We start from the raw sequence: 17,344 nt of genomic DNA on the forward strand, positions 1-17,344 counted from the left end.
TATTATAGAGCAGATGGGGTTGTTTCTTTCCGATTTGCGAGCGGGAGACATGAGAGGGAATCCACTGGTCCAGGCGTTCGACCGCCTGGTCTCCAAACAGCCGACGCGGGCGCTGGTGCTCTCGCCCGGCCGGCGCGCCACGGCCGAGCAGGTCGACGCCCTGGCCCGCGCCGCAGCCCGCCCCCTGGAGGTGCTGCCTCCGGGCGCCATCATCGGCCTTCTGGCACCCAACGGCCCGGCCTTTCTGGCCTCGCTGCTGGCCCTCGCCCGGGCCGGCGCGACGGCGGTGCTGTTCGACCATCGCACGCCCTCCGTCGAGCGCTGCCGAGTGGCTCGCGACATCGGCGCCTATGCCTTCCTGAGCTGCGCGAAGGGATGGCCCGACGGCCCTGAGGACTGGCGCCTGGAAGCCTTCCCGGAGGCTCTCCCGGCGACCCGATCGATCGCTCCGGGCGGGGTCATCAAGCTGACCTCCGGCACCACCGGCTCGGCCCGCGGCATCGCCGCCTCGGCGGAAGCGCTGCTGGCCGATGACGCGGCCTTGATCCGCACCATGGGCATCGCTGCCGAGGATCGCCTGCTGGCCAATATCCCGTTCTCCCACTCCTATGGCCTGTCGAGCCTGGTGATCCCCTGCCTGGTTCGCGGCCTGCCCTTGATCGTGCCCGAGAGCGGCGGCCCGTTCGGCCCGATCTCCGCCGCCCAGCGGCTCGAAGCGACCGTTTTCCCCACCGTTCCGGCCTTTCTCTCGGCCCTCACCCGCCTCGCCGATCCGCCGCCGACGCCGCCGACGCTGCGCCTCGTCCTGAGCGCCGGCGCGCTGCTGCGGGCGGACACCGCGGGCCGCTTCCGCGAGCGTTTCGGCCAGCCGGTCCACGTCTTCTACGGCTCCAGCGAGTCCGGCGGCATCACCTACGATCGCGAAGGCGGCGGCGCCGAGCGGGGCACCGTCGGCACCCCCGTCGAGGGCGCCCGGGTCGAGCTCGAAGAGCTCACCGAAGACTCCTCCTGCGGCGCTGGACGGGTGATCGTGCGCTCGCCCGCCGTCGCCGACACCTATCTGCCGATGGCGGACCCCCGCCTCGCCGATGGCTGCTTCCGCACCCAGGATCTCGGCCGCTGGAACCGCCACGGCGAGCTGCTGCTGGTGAGCCGCCTCGACGACATCATCAACGTCCGCGGCAAGAAGGTGAATCCGCGCGAAGTGCAGCGCGTCCTGACGGACCACCCGGCGATCGAGGAGGTGGAGGTGTTGGCGATCCGTTGCCCGGAACGCCAGGAACCGGTGATCCGGGCGGTCATCGCCTGTCCCCCCGGCAGCCTGTCCCGCCGCGAGGTCCTCGACTGGTGCCGCGGCCGCCTCGCCGACCACAAGCGTCCGCGCAGCGTGGTGCTGCTCGATCGACTGCCGCGCACCCCCCGCGGCAAGGTCGACCGCGCCGCCCTCGGCCGCCTGATCTCCGCCTGACCTCACGATGAACGGCAGCGGGAGCCGGCCGGAACGATCCCGCCGGCGCTGGCGGCCGAGCCCCTTTCTGCAGGCCAGCGCCCTGCTTCACCTCGGCGCCCTCGCCGCCACCCTCTGGAAACCGGGCCTGGCGCGCTGGGCAGCCGGCGCCGTGGTCGCCGACCACGCCATCGCCATCGCCGCCGGCCTGTGGCCCCGGAGCCGCCTGCTGGGCCCCAATCTGCGCCGCTTGCCCCCGGTCACCGGAGCCGTCGCCCTGACCTTCGACGACGGACCCGACCCGCAGGTCACGCCGCGGGTGCTCGACCTGCTCGACGACGCCGGCTTTCGGGCGACCTTCTTCGTCATCGGCCGTCGCGCCCAGCGACATCCGGATCTGGTGCGCGAGATCCATCGCCGCGGCCACCGGCTGGGCAACCACACCTACCGGCACTCGAACGCCTTTTCCCTCTTCGGGCCGCGCCGCATCGGCGACGAGATCGATCGGACTCAGCAGCTGATCACGCAGCTCACCGGCGAGGCGCCGACACACTTTCGCGCCCCCGCCGGCCTGCGCGGTCCCTGGCTCGAGCCACTGCTACACCGCCGCTCCCTGCAGCTCGTGAGCTGGACCCGGCGCCCCTTCGACACCACGACGTCGAGTCCCGAGCGGGTGCTCGCCCGGCTGCTCCGGGATCTCGCCGCCGGCGACATCCTGCTGCTCCACGATGGTCGCCCCAACGGACGCCCGCAGCCCCTCCCGATTCTCGAGGTTCTTCCCCCGCTTCTCGCCGAGCTCGAGCGGCGAGGGCTGCGGTCGGTCGCCCTGCCAACTTGCCCGGCGACCGGGCGGACGGTAGATTAGGGGCAGAGGTCGCAGCTCTCAGGCCTCTCCCGAACCGATACCAGGTTCGCTCCACGGCCACCGTCGGCCCTACCGAGCCGGCCCATCGATCGAGCCTCTCGACGTGACCGAATCCTCGCCACAGACCACCGACTACGACGTCGTCGTCATCGGCGGCGCCTTCGCCGGTGGCGCCTTCAGCGGCCTGTTGCGGCGCCTCCACCCCACGGCCCGGGTGCTGGTGGTGGAGTCCCAGGAGCGCTTCGGACGCAAGGTCGGCGAGGCCACCGTCGAGGTCTCGGCCTTCTTCCTCCACCGCGTTCTCGGCCTCTACGACGTGCTCTCGCGGGAGCACCTGCCGAAGCACGGCCTGCGCTACTGGTTCAGCGATCGCACCGATCGGCCGCTGGGCGAGATGGCGGAGGTCGGCTCTGCCCGCTTGCCGCTGCTGCCGACGTTCCAGCTCGACCGCTCGAAGCTCGACGAGACCATCCTCGAGCACGCCGCCGAAGGCGGTGCGGAGATCCTGCGCCCGGCCCGCGTCAAGGCCGTCGAGCACGGCTGGCCGGTCTCGACCATCGTCGTTGACAGTGCCGCCGGAGAACGCACCGTCACCGCCCGCTGGGTGGTCGATGCTTCCGGCCGTCATCAGTTCATCGCTCGCCGGCAGCGCCTGCGGCAGCGCGTCGAGGAGCATCCGACGGCCGCCGTCTGGGGCCGCTGGCGAGGCGTCGCCGATTTCGATGGCCTGGCGGCCCGCGGCAGCGATCCCCGGCAACCCCAGCTACCGGAGCTGTCGACCGCCCGCCGGCTGGCTACCAACCACTTCTGCGGCTACGGCTGGTGGTGCTGGACGATCCCCCTCGGCGGCGGCGAGACCAGTGTCGGTCTGGTCTACAACAAAGAGCTCTTCACCCTCGCCGGCGACGGTGATCTGCGACAGCGCTATGAGTCATTCGTGCGCCAGCAGGCCGGTCTGCGGGAGCTGCTGGCGGAAGGCGAGATCTGCGAGGACGATTTCCACTCCTACAGCCATCTCCCCTACGCCACCAGCCGCTACATCGACCGCGGCTGGGCCCTGGTCGGTGACGCCGCCTCCTTCATGGATCCGTATTACAGCCCCGGCCTCGATCATGCCGCCATCTCGGTCTACGCCACCGCGCGGCTGATCGAAGACGACCTCGCGGGACGACTCGCGGGCGAGGCCCTGGGCGAGCGCGTGGAGGCCCACAACGCCAACTTCCTGCGCTCCTACGACCGCTGGCTGTCGGCCCTCTACCTCGGCAAGTACGAGCTGATGGGGGACGCCGAGCTCACCGGCGCCGCCTTCCTGCTCGACACGGCGCTCTACTACATGGGTGTCGTGAGCCCGATTCACGACGATGTCGAGGCTCTCGCCAACCCCCTGTTCGGTCTCCCGATTCCGCAGGCCACGGTGGCCTACCGCATCCTCGCCGGCTACAACCGACGGCTGGTGCGGCTGGCGCGCTTCCGGCGCCGCATCGGGACCTACGGCAAGCGCAACGTCGGCTGGCGGCTCTACGCCAAGACCCCGGGCCTCAAGCTCGGAGCCCTCGGCATGCTGCGCCAAGGTCTGGGCCTCTGGTGGCGCGCCGAAGCCCAGTACCTGTTCTACCGCCTGCGCCGCGGCGGCCTCGACCTCTCGGCCCCGGTCCCACACCAAGCCACCTCCTGACTTCGCTTTGTCGAGCCGCTCCCGGCGCCGGCGGCGCTTCGGTCGCGCCCTGGCGGAGATGCACTTTCAGCTCCGCACCGAGGGCGGCAGCGCACCGAACAAAGGAGCATCCGTTGCCCTCGGCGTCTTCATCGGCTGCCTGCCCCTCTATGGCCTGCACCTCGCCCTGTGTTTCGGAGTCGCCCGGCTCCTGCGCCTGAGTCGCCTGCGCACCTACCTCGCCGCTCACATCAACAACCCCCTTTCGGGCCCCTTCCTGGTCTCCCTCGAGCTCGCCCTCGGCCACCGCTTGATCGAGGGCAGCTGGCCAGACCTGCGCCCGGCCCAGATTCCCAGCCTCGGCGCCATCGGCAGCCATCTCGCCGTCGGCAGTCTGGCACTCGGTCTGGTTCTGGCAGTCGTTCTCGGAGCGATCGCCTTCGTGATCGCCCGCCGCTGGCGCTCGCCAGGGTTCACCGACGAGCTGCGGGAACGGACCTCACGGCTCTACCTGGGAGCCGGCATCTTCGACTGGGAGTTCGTGCGCGGCAAGCTGCGCTGGGATCCCCTCTACTTCGCCCTGCTGCGCCGCGGGATCTTGCCCCGCAGCGGCCGTCTGCTCGATCTCGGCAGCGGACGCGGCATCGTCTCGGCCTTGCTGCGAACCGCCCGGGAGATGGCCGCCGAGGGCCGCTACCCGAGCGACTGGTCGCCGCCGCCGGTGGTCGAAGTGGTGGCCTTCGAGCGCAACCCGAAGGCCCTCGCCGCCGCCCGTCAAGCTCTCGGCGAAGAGCACGCCGGAGCGGCCGTCGATCTCACCGCAGCGAAGTTTCCGCCGACCGAAGGAGCCCTGCTGTTCGATGTCCTCCACTATCTGCCGGCGGACGGCCAACGCCGGCTGGTCGCGAGTGTCGCCGCGGCCCTCGCTCCCGCCGGCCTGCTCATTTTGCGCGAGGCCGACGCCGACGGCGGGCTGCGTTTCCTGTGCACTCGCATCGCCGAGCGCCTCGCCGCGTTGGCTCGCGGTCACTGGCGTCAACGCTTCCACTACCGCTCCGCCGACGGCTGGCGTCAGCTACTCACCGGCGCCGGCCTCGACTGCCTCGCCGATCATCCAATGGCCACCGGCACTCCCTACTCGAATATCCTGCTGGTCGCCCGCCGGCCGCCGACCGTCGCTGGCTGAAGCCGGAAGCGATGGCGATATTCGCCCGGTCCGAAAGGCCATCGGATCGCCCCACCCCAAGAGAGACGCCTCATCACTGCCACCGGAAGGCGATCACGAAGCAGCCGACGCTTCCGGCCAAGAGCAGCAAGGCCGGGACTCGAAACCAATCGAGAAAGGACTGGACCTCGCGATCGGCATAGAGCTGGTAGAAGCGGCGGCCGCCCTCGACGTTCTCGATGAAATCGGCGCCCCGGTAGTCCTTCAGGACGAGATCGACGGGATCGAGACGGAGCATCAGGGCGCGCCTCACCTCGGTATCCTCCGCTGGTCTTTTCGGCCGCTCGAGCAGGTCGAAGGTACTGAGCTCCTCGCCCGGCTGCAGGACGCCACTGCTGCGGTAATGGAAGAGGCGCTGATCGCGATCCCCCACCAGCGAAACGCCGAGGCAAGCCGCCCCGCCCATCAAGCAGACCAGCGCCGCCACCATCCAGGCCCGCGAACGCGAGCGCCGACGGCGGTGGCTCCCGAGAACCGCCGACCGCACCTGGCGGATCTCGCGCAGCTTCGCGAGCTCCTCCGAGCTCACCTCACGGCCGAGCTCCGCCACGTCCAGCTCGTAGGTCGCGAGCAAGCGTTCGAAGACCTCCTCCGAGGGATAGGAACGTCCCGTCTCCAGCTTCGAAAGGTAGGACTGCTCGATGCCGATCCGGCCGGCGGCCTCCGGTTGGGTCCACTCTCGCGCTTCCCGTGCCCGCTTCAGCAAGTCACCGAATCTCATGGTTGGAAACCTCCTCTTGCTTGCGATTTCGCCTTCGGCCGGTTCCCCCGACCGCCGGCGGATGACCTCGAATCCGCCGTCAGTCTCGGGAAGTCATTCCAGGAATGCCAGGTGAATCTGCGCGACTTTTCGACCCTCTTCACGCCTGCCGAAACAGCTCCCGACCCGGAGACCGAGAACGAGCCTCAGTTGGCGTAGCCGAGGGCCCGCAAGCGACGGATCTCTTCCGGGTCTTGGGGCAACTCGGTGTGGCGCCGTTCGGCCGCATCCTTCATGCCGGCCCGGGCTCGACGCAGGAAGGCGGTCAACAAGTCGTCGGCCGAAGGCGCCGCCACCGGCAAGCCGCCCAAGGACAGGCTCTCCCTGCCCAAGGGTTTCCAGAAGCCTCCGGTGGTCGGATTCGGCTCCTGCCAGGCGGAGTGATCCGCAGGCAAGCGGTCGCGGCGCAGGAAGCTGCCTTGCCAGGCGACGCCGACCTGTCCCAGGCTCTCGACGAACACCGGGACCTCGGGCTGCCGTTCCGGCGGCGGCGGAGCGCCCTCCGGAGCCGCGATGTCGAAAAAGTCGAGAACCGACGCGAACAGGCCGACGTTCGAGACCGGTTCGGCGATGCGCCGGCCGGCCGGCAGGCCCTCTCCGACCATGATCAGGGGCACCTGGACCTGGTCGAGACCCACCGAATGGCCGTGGGCGAAGAAGAAACCGTCCTCCCCCAGGGCCTCGCCGTGGTCCGACGTCACCATCAGACGAGTTCGCGCCCCACCGGGTGTGCCGCGAAGCTCGTCGAGCCAGTCTCCGAGGCGGCGATCGAGATAGGCGATCTCACGATCGTAGCGCCGCACGTACTCGCTGGTGCGCCGCTCGTCCCCCAACACCTGATAGCGCGGCAAGGCCCCGAAGCCGGAGTGGTCCTCCCCGACCGGCAGCTCCGGCGGCTCGATCGGCCGCGTGGCGAGCTCGGGAGCCGCCGGCGGCGGGTCGTAGGGACCGTGAGGGTCCTGCAGGTGGAGCCAGAAGAAGAACGGTTCGTCGAGCTCGGCGAGCACCGCTCGAGCCTTCGCCAGCGCCTCGTCGACCCCTTGCTCGACCACCTCGCGATTGCGCTCTCGGCCGCTCATCTGGTCATCGTAGGAGGCGAACCCTTGGTCGAGGCCGAGCCGGCGGGCAAGCACCGGATTGCTCACCACCGCCGCGGTGGCGATGCCGCGATCCTGCAGCAGCTCCGCCAGGGTCACCTCCTCCGGCTCGAGCACGAACTTGCTGTTGAAGGCTCCCACCGTATGGAAGCTCGGCAGCCTGCCGGTGAACAGCGAGGCGTGGGACGGCGCCGTGCAGGACGAGGCCGAGAAGGCGTTTTCGAACAGCAAACCTTGCTCGGCCAGGGCGGCGAGGCGGGGCGAGGTCGCCAGGCCATAACCGTAGGCCGACAGGTGGTCGGCACGCAATGTGTCGATGGTGATCAGGATGACGTTGCCGCGGGGAGGCGGCGGTGCACAGGCGGCGAGCGTCAACGCCAAGACGAGCAGCAACGGTCGCCAAGGCGAAGCCCAACCCGGCAATCCACCGCGGGCCCTGCGGGATCGCCGCCGATCGCCAGGTGCCATCGCCATCATGAAGCGAACAGCGCGGCGAAGCGGCGATCGGTGCGCAGTCGCTGTCGCAGCCCAGGCGCCACCGCCTCGGCCTCCGAGACGAAGGCCGCCGCCGCCGCCGCATCGCCCTCTTCGAGGGCGGTGATGGCGAGCCGCAGTCGAGCCTGCACGAATCCCGTGTCACCGGGCCGGGCCGCCATCAGCCAGCGCCGGGCCTCGGCCTTGCGGCCCGCATCGTAGAGCATGACGCCGAGACCCGCCCGCTGCGGGAACTCGCCCTCCCAGACCTCCGCCGCCTTCAGCAGATGCTCGAGGGCGGCGGCCGGCCGGCCGACCCCCTGCTCGGCCGCCGCCAAATTACTCCACAAGCGGCCGTTGCCGGGATCGAGCTCGGCGGCGCGACGAAACGCCCCGATGGCCCGTTCGAGATCGCCCCGGCGTCCGATGGTGGTCCCCAAATTGGCCCAGGCCGCCACCCGCCGCGGCTGCAGCCGGATGGTCTCCATCCACTGCTCTTCGGCGCGCTCGAGCTCGCCGAGGCGGGTCAGGGAATCGGCCAGCGCATAGCGCGCTTCCGGCTGGTCCGGATCGAGCCGCACCGCCCGTTCGAGGAAGGGCACGGCGGCCGCCGGATCGCCCGCCTTGAGGGCGGCGATGCCGCTGCGCAGGACGGCGAACCGGTTGTCCGGATCGCCCTCCAGAACATCCTCGAAGATGGCGCGGGCGGCGGCGAAGTCGGCCCGGCGCAGGGCCACCTCGGCGGCGATCAACTGGTTGCGCTCGCGGTTGCGGTCCTTGGGATCGTCGAGGCCCGGGGGCGGCTCGTCGTCGCTGCCGCCACTTCCCAGATAGCCCAGGGCCCGCAGCGCGGCGAGGGCCTCGCCGTCGGCGGCGGCCGAGGAACCGACCACCGCGCGGCCTTCGATCTCCCGCTGGATCGCCCGCATGCGACGCAAAACCGACTCGTCCTCAGCGCTGCGATCGTTGGCTTCCGCAGGATCCTCGGTGAGCTGGTAGAGCTCCGGACGCGGCGCCCAAACCAGCTTCCAATCGGCGGTCCGCACGGCGGCGAGGGGCGCCCATCCATAGGTGATCCAGGGTTGACGACTCTCGAGGTAGGCCGGCGGAATCTCCTGCTCGCGGCCCTCCAGGGTCGCCCGCAGGCTGACTCCGTCGCTGTCCTCGAAGGCGGCGAGGCCGAGCAGATCGAGCAGGGTCGGAGCGACGTCCACCAGGCGAGCCGGAGCCTGGCTTTCGCCAGCCGCCACCCGGCTGGGACCGTGAAACACCATCGGCACCAGCATGGTGGCGTCGTAGATGAAGAAGCCGTGGGTCTGCTCACGGTGCTGCCCCAGGCTCTCGCCGTGGTCGGCGGCGAAGACCGTCAGCCGGTCGCCTTCGGGCAGCTCGGCGAGCAGGCGACCGATGGCTCGATCGACCAATGCCACCTCGCCGTGATAGCGCCCGCGAGGGCCTTCCTTGACCAGCTCCGGAGGCGGGTCATAGGGGTCGTGGGGGTCATAAAAGTGGAGCCACAGAAACCACGGTGACTCGACGCCCCGGACCCAATCGAGGGCCGCATCGACGGTCTGCGGCGCCGGCCGCTCGACCCAGCCTTCCTCCCCCACCGGCAGGCGGTCGTCGTAATGGTCGAAACCCCGGTCGGCCCCGAAGAGGGCGCGCAGTGGGTAGCCACTGACGAAGCCCGCGGTGCGGTAACCGAGCCCCTGGAGACGCTCCGCCAGAGTTTCGGCGCCGCCGGCGAAGACCTGACCGTTGTCGCGCACCCCGTGGCGGCGAGGATAGAGACCGGTGAACATGGAGAGATGAGACGGCAGCGTCAGCGGCACCGGCGCCACCGCCGCCGGGAAGCGAAAACCTTCCGCGGCCAGGCGGTCGAGGACCGGCGTCTCGTTCTGCCCGGCAACCCAGCCGAGGGCGTCCGGACGCAGCGTGTCGACGGTGATCAAGAGAACGTCGGGCTGCTCGTCCAGCCCCACGGCACCCGGCCCACAGGCGGTGACGAGCAGGGCCAGCAGCGAGGCGCTGACGATGCCACCGGCGAGGCGACAGAGGTTGCCCCGCCGCAGCGCCCCTCGGCGGGCTTCCGGCATCACCCCCCGACGGTCTTCGACAAGACGCCGGAGAGCCGCTCCTTGAGCCCGCTACGGGTGACCAAGTCGATGAAGTAGTAGTAGGTCTGCCCGGCTTCGACCTCGCGGTCGACGAACTCGTAGCGGCCGACGTTGCCGGGTCCCGGCAGGGCCTTCACCATCTCGTCGCTCACCCGCCGGAACGGCCCTTCGGGGTCCAGCGAGCGATAGACGAAGTAGCCGAAGATGTGATCCTGCTTGCGCACCGACCAGGCCAAGCGAGCGCTCGCTTCGGCGGATTCCGCTGGGGCATCCGCTGGGGCCGCCGTCGGTGTCGGCACCGTCGGAGCGGGTCCAGGTGGCGCGCTGCTCTCCGGGGGCTTCTTCGGCAGCTTGGCCGAGGGTTTCAGATGCTTGCGCCCCTCGATTCGAATCGGTTGATCGGTGAGCGCTCCAATGTCGTGCACCACCGCCGTCTTGCTCGCGACGATCCCCGAATAGGTCAGCGGCATCGGCTCTTGTTGACCCGCGAAGTAAAGGTCGAGGGTGCCCCGCAGCTCACCGACTTGGGGTGGCTCCCAGGTCAGCTCCAGGCGCTGGCAGGATTCCTCTCCAGGACACTCGGAGACCTTCGTCTGCAGGCCGCGAACGGTCGCGGGCTCGATCCGTTCGAGCTCGACCTCGCCGCCGTTCTGAGCTCGAAAAACGATCTCCTTGGTCATCGGCTCGCCGATGCGGAGCAATCCGAGGTTGGCGGGATTCTCACTCGGCACGATGTCCCCGTAGACCGTCGCGCGATACTCCAAGAGATAGCTCGACTGCGCCGCGACCCCGGTCCGCAGCTCGATCTTGCCGGCGACAAAGCCGAGCGGCACCTCCGGAGTCAAGCGCACCGACAGTCGCCGACCCTGGCCTCCGGCCGTCGGGCCGAGCTCGCGAATCTCGACGAACTCGGGGCCCTGGGCCACCGCAATCGAGCCGAGATCGTCGGCCTCGCGACTGGTGAGGACGAACTCCCGGACAGCGCCCTGTTGACGCAGCACATCGCCGAAAACCACGCGCCCGGCTTCCGGCCAGTAGGCCGAGTGCACGAAGCCCTCGAGCAACAGCTTGATCTCGGGAGTCGCCCCGTCATCGGTGCGAACGGCGAAACGAAAGGCGGTTTGGCCGAGGCGATCTCCCACCGGTTGGCGCACCCGGATCTCTCCCCTCTCGCCAGGCGCCACCTGCTCGGGAACCGCCGTGACGCTGCCGGTTCGAAGGATCGCCTCCGTCTCCTTGATCGTCACCGCCTCGGCCGAGCGATTGACGAAGCCGAAGACGTGTTCGACGTCCTGGAACTGAAAGACCTCGCCGAGGTTGGCGACCCGCTCGTCGAACTGGAGCTGAGCGGAGGCCGCGGGAACCCAGAGCAGGGCGAAAAGGGTGGTCGAGATGAGCCAACGTGCCATCGCTGTCCTCGTCTGCGTTGGTGGAGATTTGGCAAGGACCCGAACGATAGCCCGTCATCCGCCGCCGGAAGTGGGCTGTCAGGCGCTGGGAATCCTTGCGTCCGAAACTTGCAGTCATTCCTGGGAGATTCTCGCCAGGCGGGGAAAGTCTACTCCAAAACAAAACCACCCCCGGCCAGCGGGGGTGGTTTCAATTCCTGACGGAAAGAACGAGTTACTCGATGGTGAACTCGATCAGCTCGACCGGCAGCGGGCCGGTGATGGTCAGGTTGTACGGACCGTCGTCGCGGGTGCCACCGACGGCGTAGAAGGAATCGACATAGAAGAAGTGCTGCGTGGCACCGGCGAGGGCCACCGGTCCGATGGTCTCGTCGGAGACGGCGCCACAGGGGTTGCCACCGGCGTTGGCGGCAAAGCAGTCGTCGGAGCCGGCGACGCAGGAGGTGCCGTCGTTACAGGTGGTGAGGATGTAGATCGACGGGTCGTAGTTGGCGTCGGACGTGGTCACCGTGAAGGTGGCGTTGTTGCCGCCGCCGGTGGTGAAGGTGTAGATCTCGTCCGGACCGGCCACGGTGGTGTAGTTGCCGTTGCAGCCGATCGGCACGGTGCCGACCGTGTCGGTGTTGCCAACGGTGGTGCCACCGTCACTGAACATACCGCCGGGGCCGACACCCGGGATCACCGTCGGAGACGAGCAATCATCGGTACCAGCGGGAGGGGTCTCACCAGCGACGATACCGTTGCGGTAGTCGGCCTTCGAATCGTAGTAGAGGTCCGCGTAGACCCCCATGGCAACCATCAGAACGGCGACCACCATAGCGATGTACTTGAGCTTCATCAGTCTCTTCCTCCTAGAGTTCGAGCTCCACAGCGAGCTCAGAAATAAAGCGGTTGATGCTTAAACAGAAACTGCGATCGGATCGGTTCTAGACCGACGCATTCGGGGGGGGAACCCGGGGCTCTCGCCGGGGACGCTCGCAGCCATCGACGGAAACGTCGACGCGACGATCGTTGGCCGGTCCGAGAAAGACTCCGGGAATCGCCATCGGCAAGAGAACAAGCGCGAACCCAATCGAGCTCGGCGCTCCCTCGTCGTGACTTCTCACGCCATCTCGGCGCACCGCGCCGAGACTGAATTCTTGTCCCGAGGGCAGCACATAGGCCAGCTCGTAGACACACCGGCCTTCGAAGCAGGCCGTATCGCGGAACCGATAGACATCCGAGCCCGGATGGGCGGCGATCTCCGTCACCAGAGCAGGCTCGCCGTGGGCGCCGGCGCGGTAGACGCGGAAGAAACCGCCTTCCTCGTCGATGCGGGCACGCCAGGTGAGCTCGGAGGGGGAGTAGTCCGGCAGCGCAACGCGATCCCAGAGCGGGGAAGCGCCGTCGGAGAGATCGCTCGCGGGAAGAGCAAGACGCCCGTTCGGCAAACCGTCGCCCGTCGGCTCGACGGTCGCCAGAAGCGCCGGAGCCAGGAACAGGGCCACAATCAGGGCTGCAGCAGAGGACACTCCTCTACAAATCACCCCTCGCCGTTGCAGTGCGTCGTTTCGCATGAATAGCTGGACGACCGGATCACAGATGGGCACTCGAAAGCCCCGGTACCCACCCGAGAATACTCTTCGTCTCGATGGCGCGCACTTTACCACAGGGTGACAAGCCACGACCAGTCCGAAATCCTGCACCCCGCGAGGAGGTTTGCGAGCCTCCATGACAGGAGCTTTCGAGGCCGGCGGGCCAGCCCTTCCGGAGCAGTGGGAGAAACCTCTTCTCGTGCTAACGTGGCGGCATCTTCTCGTTACTCCCCCGAGTTCGCCGTGCTCCTCAAACGCTCGTTCCCCGTCGTCCTCGCGCTGATCGTGGCGTGTGCCTGCAGCCATCTCCTGGCGGACGGCGCGGCAGCACCCGGCGACCAGCCTGACAGCCCGGCCTTCAAGATCGAGACGCAAGCTGCTGGCGTTCACCGCATCGCCTTCGAAGACCTGCGCATGGAGCCGGCCTTCTGGAGCTCCCGGGCTCTCCGCCTCAGCCACCGCGGCAATCCGGTGCCGATTCACCTGGTGGACGGCGGCGACGGTCGTTTCGGTCCGGGAGACTACTTCGAGTTCCTCGCCGAGCGTTTGGGTGGCGAGGATCGCTACCATCATGGCTGGTCGACCCACAACGTCTACTGGCTGCGCCAAAGCCGGGAGCCCTCGCCACAGCTCGTGACGCGCCGCGCCACGGCCGCAACCCCCGCAACCCCATCGGCCCTGCGCTCACCGGCCCACTTCGAGGACGAGAAGGTCTTCCTGCGCTTCCCCAACGAGAGTCAGCACAGCACCGAAGTCTGGTACTGGCAGCGCCTCAGCCACATCGACCCGGAGCCCTTCCGCACTGAGCTCGAGCTGCCCCACCTCGCCCGCCAAGGGGACCAGCTGATCGCTCTCGAAGTGCGCCTTCGGGGTTGGTCTCAGCTCGCCGACCGGCCGCGGCCGGAGGAGCCCGATCACGTCCTCGACATCTGGCTCGAAGACCGGCGCCTGCTGCGCACGAGCTGGAACAACTCGCCTCGGGGCCACCAAGTCCGACTGCCGGTGGAGCTCTCGGCAGAGGTCGCCAACGGCCTCGAGCTGCGCTTCGAGGTACCCGCGCGACCGCGCGACCCGCAGCAGCCGGACGGTGATCGATTGGTCGACGTCGCGGTCCTCGACTGGGTGCATCTCGAGTACCCAGTGGACTCCGCCGTCGGCGATCCCGGCCACCGCCTGAGCCACGATGGCGGTGGTCTCGTCCAGCTCCGGGGCCGTCCCGAGGTCGAGCTCGCCCTCTGGCCCGTCACCGGCGGTCGCGTCCTGCTGCCGGCCGGAGGAGAAGTCTTCTCGGCCGCCGTCGGCGAGTCCTTCTTCGCCACCGCCGGCGACGCCCTGCGCCCGACCTCGGTGCGCCCCGCGGCACCGCCGAAGCTGCGCCGCAATCAGCTCGGTGCCGACTACATCATCGTCGTCCACCCGCGCTTGCGACGCGCCGTCCTGCCGCTGGCGGAGGCCCATCGCCGGCGCGGCCTGCGGGTCGAAGTGGTCAACATCGAGCGCGTCTACGACGAGTTTGGCGACGGCATCCCGCACCCGCAGGCGCTGCGCGACTTCCTCGCCTGGGCGCATCGCCGCTGGCAGCGCCCGCAGCCGCGTTTCGTGCTCCTTGTCGGTGACGCCAGCTGGGACACCAAGAACGATGTCGTCTTGCGCGGCAACTACGCGCGTGCTCCCTATGCTCCCGGCCGCGGCATCATCCTGGGAACCAACCGCGACCAGGTCTACGCCGACAAACCGTTTCAGAACCGCCGCAACCTGATCCCCACCTGGAGCTATCCCACCCTCCTCGGCCACGCCGCCACGGACAACTGGTTCGTCGACGTCGCAGACGACGACCGGCGGCCGGAGATGGCCATCGGGCGCTGGCCCGTCGCCGATCCCGAAGAAGTCGAAGCGATCGTCGAAAAGACCCTGCGCCAGCTCGAGGCGCCGCCGCTCCATCGCGCCAAGCGTGATGTCCTGTGGATCAGCGACGGCAATCCGATCCTCGGCACCACCACCGATCGCCTGGTGCGCATCGCCACCAGCCGCGGCTTCACCACAAAAGAGATTCGTCCGGAGTCCAGTGACGCCTCACCAGAAGAGCGTCGCGAGCGGCTGCTCGCCGCCTTCGATGGCCAGCCCTCGTTGGTGCACTTCTTCGGCCACGGCGGTCGCAGCATCTGGCGCACCGGCATGGGGGAAGAAGAAAGTCGGAGGGATCTCTTCACCCTCGACGACCTCGATCAACTCGCGCCGCGGGACCGGCTACCGGTTCTGCTCAGCATGAGTTGCTACTCGGCACCCTTCGATCATCCCAACGTCGACTCCATCGGCGAGAAGTTCTTGCGCCTCGAAGACCGCGGCGCCGCGGCCGTGGTCGCCGCCAGCGCGCGCAATTCCCCCACCTTCAAGATGAGCTGGAGCCTGCTGCTCGAGTTCACCCGCCACGACACCATTGGCGAGGCCATCGTGGCGGCGAAGCGGCGCAGCCACAGTCGCGACTTCATCGAGCAGTACAACCTGCTGGGGGACCCGGCGCTGCCGACTCCCCTGCCGAGCAGCCAGATCGAGCTGCGCGAGGCGGTCACCCTCGCGGACGCCCGTCCGGCGGTGCTGATCGATCGTTTCGGTAGCGACAGCTCGGTCCTGGTCGAGTGGCTCGCTGACGACGGCACGGTGCTGGCGGAAGAAGAGCTGCCGCTCTCCGGCGCTGGAGCCATGGCGGTCTACGGCGAGCGCGAAGCACCGCCCTCGAGCCGGCCCACGGCGGTGCGCGTCTACGCCTGGGATCGCGCCGCCGGCAGGGACGGAGCCGGCCACCTCGCCCTCTCCACCAAGGCGTCCCCGCGGCGCCTGGCGGCGCAGCGCAGCGGCGAGCGCTGACCCCCCTCGCGCCGCCATCGGCGCCCCCGAGAGCAAGCTCCCAGAGGCCACCGAAGGGCTTCGATCTGCTACTCTTCCGGCTCGCTTCGACCCACCCTCGAGACCACCACCTCCCTGAACGAGGTCTCTGGAGATGGCCTTCATGAAGATTCGGTACTTCGTCCCCATCGTCGCCCTTTCAGGCCTGCTCGCTTGCGCTCCGCCGTCCGATGACCAAGCGACCGCTCCGGCGGATACTCCCGAACCGCCCTCGGCCGCTGCCGAAGGCTCGGCGCCTCCGGTACTACCGGACGCCAACCGCATCGCTTGGAGCACCGCCAGCGAGGTCGACAACTTCGGCTACGACATCTACCGATCGGAGTCCCCGGACGGCCCCTTCGAGCGCATCACCGAACAGCCCCTCGAGGGCGCTGGGACCACCGATCTGCCGTCGTCCTACGAGTTCATCGACGACACCATCGAGCTCGGCAAGGATTACTTCTATTACATTGAGAGCATCTCGATGAGCGGCGAGCGACGCCGCTTCACGGGCGTCCGCCGAGCCCCTGCCAAATAGCCGCTCGGCGCCCCTCGCCGATGCGCCATTGCTAAGCTCGTCGCCATGAGCCCACGCGCCCTGCTCCTGCAAGCCCGTCATCAAGACGATCCAGCGCGCCCGCGCGAGGCTCGCTCCTTCGCCGACTACAGCGGCCTGCCGGAACACCGGCTCGAGTGCCACGATCTCCTCACCGGCCCCCCCAGCCTGGCGCGGGTGCGTTCCTTCGATCTCTTGCTGATCGGCGGCAGCGGCGAGTTCTACGTCTCGAAAGGTCACCTTCCGCACCAAGAGCGGCTCTTCGACCTGCTGCGCGACATCACCGCCGTCGGCCATCCGACCTTCGCTTCGTGCTTCGGCTACCAGTGCCTGGTCGAGGCTCTCGGCGGCAAGATCGTGCACGATCCGGAAAGCCTCGAAGTCGGTACCAAGACCCTCGAGCTGACCACCGCCGGCCAGGACGATCCGCTCTTCCGCCAGCTCCCAGCGCGTTTCCGGGCGCAGATGGGGCGCAAAGATCGCGCCGTCGAGCTGCCTTCCGGCTACGTCAACCTGGCCTCCAGCGAGCTCTGTCCCCAGCAGGGATTCCGGGTGCCCGGCCAAGCCATCTGGGCCAGCCAGTTCCACCCCGAGCTCGACGGCGATGAAAACCGACGGCGCTTCGAGCGCTACCTCGAAGGCTACGCCGCCGCCATGAGCCGCGAAGAGCGCGAAGAAGCCCTCGCCAGCTTCCACCCCAGTCCCGAGGCCAACACCCTTCTGCGCGCCTTCATGGACCTGGTGTTCCCGATTTCGCAGGGGGGCTAAAGGTGGACCTGCCCCGATCTTGTAGACGTTTATCAGCCTAGAGATTTCTCTTTCTCAGCGGGCAGTTTAATCGCGGTGGCAGTGGTGGCGTCCGCGGCCGTGGCCACCGCCCCCCGGAGGTGACCGGGGGCGGTCCGCGCGGCTTGGCGTTCGACTTCAGCGGGGCTGAGATAGCCGAGAGCCGAGTGCAGCCTGCGCGTGTTGTAGAAGCCCTCGATGTATTCGAAGAGCTTCTGTTGAGCCAGGCTCTGTCCCGCAAACTCGCGGCCCAGCTCGGCCTTGAGGGTCTTGACCCAGCTCTCGGCCATGGCGTTGTCGAGACAGTCGCCGGTCCGGCTCATGCTCGGCTCGAGCCCCGCGGACGACAGCGCTTTCTGGTACTGCGCCCCGCAGTACGGAGCTCCTCGGTCTGTGTGATGGATGAGGCCCGCGGACGGGCGACGAGACTCCACCGCCCGCCGGAGGGCCTCGAGGGTCAGGTGCTCATCGAGCCGGTTTCGCACCGACCACCCCAC

At 68.7% G+C, this 17,344-nt stretch carries 14 protein-coding genes; 7 read left to right on the top strand and 7 right to left on the bottom strand.

Annotation, left to right across the window (positions count from 1 at the left end; translation table 11 throughout):
* Nucleotides 1-49 precede the first annotated feature (49 nt).
* The 4 genes from AAF604_16890 to AAF604_16905 all read left to right on the top strand — a co-directional run bounded on the left by AAF604_16890 (nucleotide 50) and on the right by AAF604_16905 (nucleotide 5,152).
* A complete protein-coding gene (locus AAF604_16890; GenBank protein MEM7051350.1) occupies nucleotides 50-1,468 on the top strand; it encodes a fatty acid--CoA ligase family protein in 1,419 nt (472 codons plus the stop codon).
* Nucleotides 1,469-1,475: 7 nt separating this feature from the next.
* Nucleotides 1,476-2,312, top strand: coding sequence for a polysaccharide deacetylase family protein (locus tag AAF604_16895; protein MEM7051351.1), 837 nt, complete (start codon nucleotides 1,476-1,478; stop codon nucleotides 2,310-2,312).
* Between the two features lie 103 nt (nucleotides 2,313-2,415).
* Nucleotides 2,416-3,987: an NAD(P)/FAD-dependent oxidoreductase gene (locus AAF604_16900; protein MEM7051352.1), complete on the top strand. Its 1,572-nt coding sequence runs from the start codon at nucleotides 2,416-2,418 to the stop codon at nucleotides 3,985-3,987.
* A 7-nt stretch (nucleotides 3,988-3,994) separates the two neighbouring features.
* Nucleotides 3,995-5,152, top strand: coding sequence for a DUF2062 domain-containing protein (locus tag AAF604_16905; protein ID MEM7051353.1), 1,158 nt, complete (start codon nucleotides 3,995-3,997; stop codon nucleotides 5,150-5,152).
* A gap of 73 nt (nucleotides 5,153-5,225) precedes the next feature.
* On the opposite strand, the gene AAF604_16910 is transcribed toward AAF604_16905, so the two are convergent.
* From AAF604_16910 to AAF604_16935, 6 genes are all read right to left on the bottom strand, one after another.
* Nucleotides 5,226-5,912, bottom strand: coding sequence for a helix-turn-helix transcriptional regulator (locus AAF604_16910; protein MEM7051354.1), 687 nt, complete (start codon nucleotides 5,910-5,912; stop codon nucleotides 5,226-5,228).
* Nucleotides 5,913-6,097: 185 nt separating this feature from the next.
* Nucleotides 6,098-7,516: a sulfatase gene (locus AAF604_16915; GenBank protein MEM7051355.1), complete on the bottom strand. Its 1,419-nt coding sequence runs from the start codon at nucleotides 7,514-7,516 to the stop codon at nucleotides 6,098-6,100.
* A 5-nt stretch (nucleotides 7,517-7,521) separates the two neighbouring features.
* On the bottom strand, nucleotides 7,522-9,618 hold the full coding sequence (locus tag AAF604_16920) for a sulfatase-like hydrolase/transferase (GenBank protein MEM7051356.1): 2,097 nt from the start codon (nucleotides 9,616-9,618) through the stop codon (nucleotides 7,522-7,524).
* Entirely contained in the window at nucleotides 9,618-11,048 is a 1,431-nt protein-coding gene (locus tag AAF604_16925; GenBank protein MEM7051357.1) for a DUF1573 domain-containing protein, read from the bottom strand. Before AAF604_16925 ends, AAF604_16920 begins: the two co-directional genes overlap by 1 nt.
* Before the next feature lie 214 nt (nucleotides 11,049-11,262).
* Nucleotides 11,263-11,886 (bottom strand): hypothetical protein, encoded by a 624-nt coding sequence (locus AAF604_16930; protein MEM7051358.1) that lies wholly within the window; start codon nucleotides 11,884-11,886, stop codon nucleotides 11,263-11,265.
* 88 nt (nucleotides 11,887-11,974) lie between these two features.
* Nucleotides 11,975-12,559, bottom strand: a complete 585-nt coding sequence (locus AAF604_16935; GenBank protein MEM7051359.1) for a hypothetical protein — start codon at nucleotides 12,557-12,559, stop codon at nucleotides 11,975-11,977.
* Between the two features lie 306 nt (nucleotides 12,560-12,865).
* Here AAF604_16935 and AAF604_16940 point away from each other — a divergent pair, with 306 nt between their 5' ends.
* The 3 genes from AAF604_16940 to AAF604_16950 all read left to right on the top strand — a co-directional run bounded on the left by AAF604_16940 (nucleotide 12,866) and on the right by AAF604_16950 (nucleotide 16,829).
* Complete coding sequence (locus tag AAF604_16940) at nucleotides 12,866-15,487, top strand: C25 family cysteine peptidase (GenBank protein MEM7051360.1); 2,622 nt, start codon at nucleotides 12,866-12,868, stop codon at nucleotides 15,485-15,487.
* Nucleotides 15,488-15,629: 142 nt separating this feature from the next.
* Complete coding sequence (locus AAF604_16945; GenBank protein MEM7051361.1) at nucleotides 15,630-16,043, top strand: hypothetical protein; 414 nt, start codon at nucleotides 15,630-15,632, stop codon at nucleotides 16,041-16,043.
* Between the two features lie 45 nt (nucleotides 16,044-16,088).
* On the top strand, nucleotides 16,089-16,829 hold the full coding sequence (locus AAF604_16950) for a type 1 glutamine amidotransferase (protein MEM7051362.1): 741 nt from the start codon (nucleotides 16,089-16,091) through the stop codon (nucleotides 16,827-16,829).
* A 32-nt stretch (nucleotides 16,830-16,861) separates the two neighbouring features.
* Here the strand turns inward: AAF604_16950 and AAF604_16955 are convergent.
* A partial coding sequence (locus AAF604_16955; GenBank protein MEM7051363.1) for a DDE-type integrase/transposase/recombinase occupies nucleotides 16,862-17,344 on the bottom strand: 483 nt, incomplete at its 5' end.

The organism is Acidobacteriota bacterium (assembly GCA_039028635.1).
Classification (GTDB): domain Bacteria; phylum Acidobacteriota; class Thermoanaerobaculia; order Multivoradales; family JBCCEF01; genus JBCCEF01.

Bases quoted from the DNA above. Each gene is read 5' to 3' on its own strand.
- AAF604_16890 (MEM7051350.1), top strand. From the start codon at position 50: ATGAGAGGGAATCCACTGGTCCAGGCGTTCGACCGCCTGGTCTCCAAA.
- AAF604_16895 (MEM7051351.1), top strand. From the start codon at position 1,476: ATGAACGGCAGCGGGAGCCGGCCGGAACGATCCCGCCGGCGCTGGCGG.
- AAF604_16910 (MEM7051354.1), bottom strand. From the start codon at position 5,912: ATGAGATTCGGTGACTTGCTGAAGCGGGCACGGGAAGCGCGAGAGTGG.
- AAF604_16915 (MEM7051355.1), bottom strand. From the start codon at position 7,516: ATGGCACCTGGCGATCGGCGGCGATCCCGCAGGGCCCGCGGTGGATTG.
- AAF604_16920 (MEM7051356.1), bottom strand. From the start codon at position 9,618: ATGCCGGAAGCCCGCCGAGGGGCGCTGCGGCGGGGCAACCTCTGTCGC.
- AAF604_16925 (MEM7051357.1), bottom strand. From the start codon at position 11,048: ATGGCACGTTGGCTCATCTCGACCACCCTTTTCGCCCTGCTCTGGGTT.
- AAF604_16930 (MEM7051358.1), bottom strand. From the start codon at position 11,886: ATGAAGCTCAAGTACATCGCTATGGTGGTCGCCGTTCTGATGGTTGCC.
- AAF604_16945 (MEM7051361.1), top strand. From the start codon at position 15,630: ATGAAGATTCGGTACTTCGTCCCCATCGTCGCCCTTTCAGGCCTGCTC.
- AAF604_16950 (MEM7051362.1), top strand. From the start codon at position 16,089: ATGAGCCCACGCGCCCTGCTCCTGCAAGCCCGTCATCAAGACGATCCA.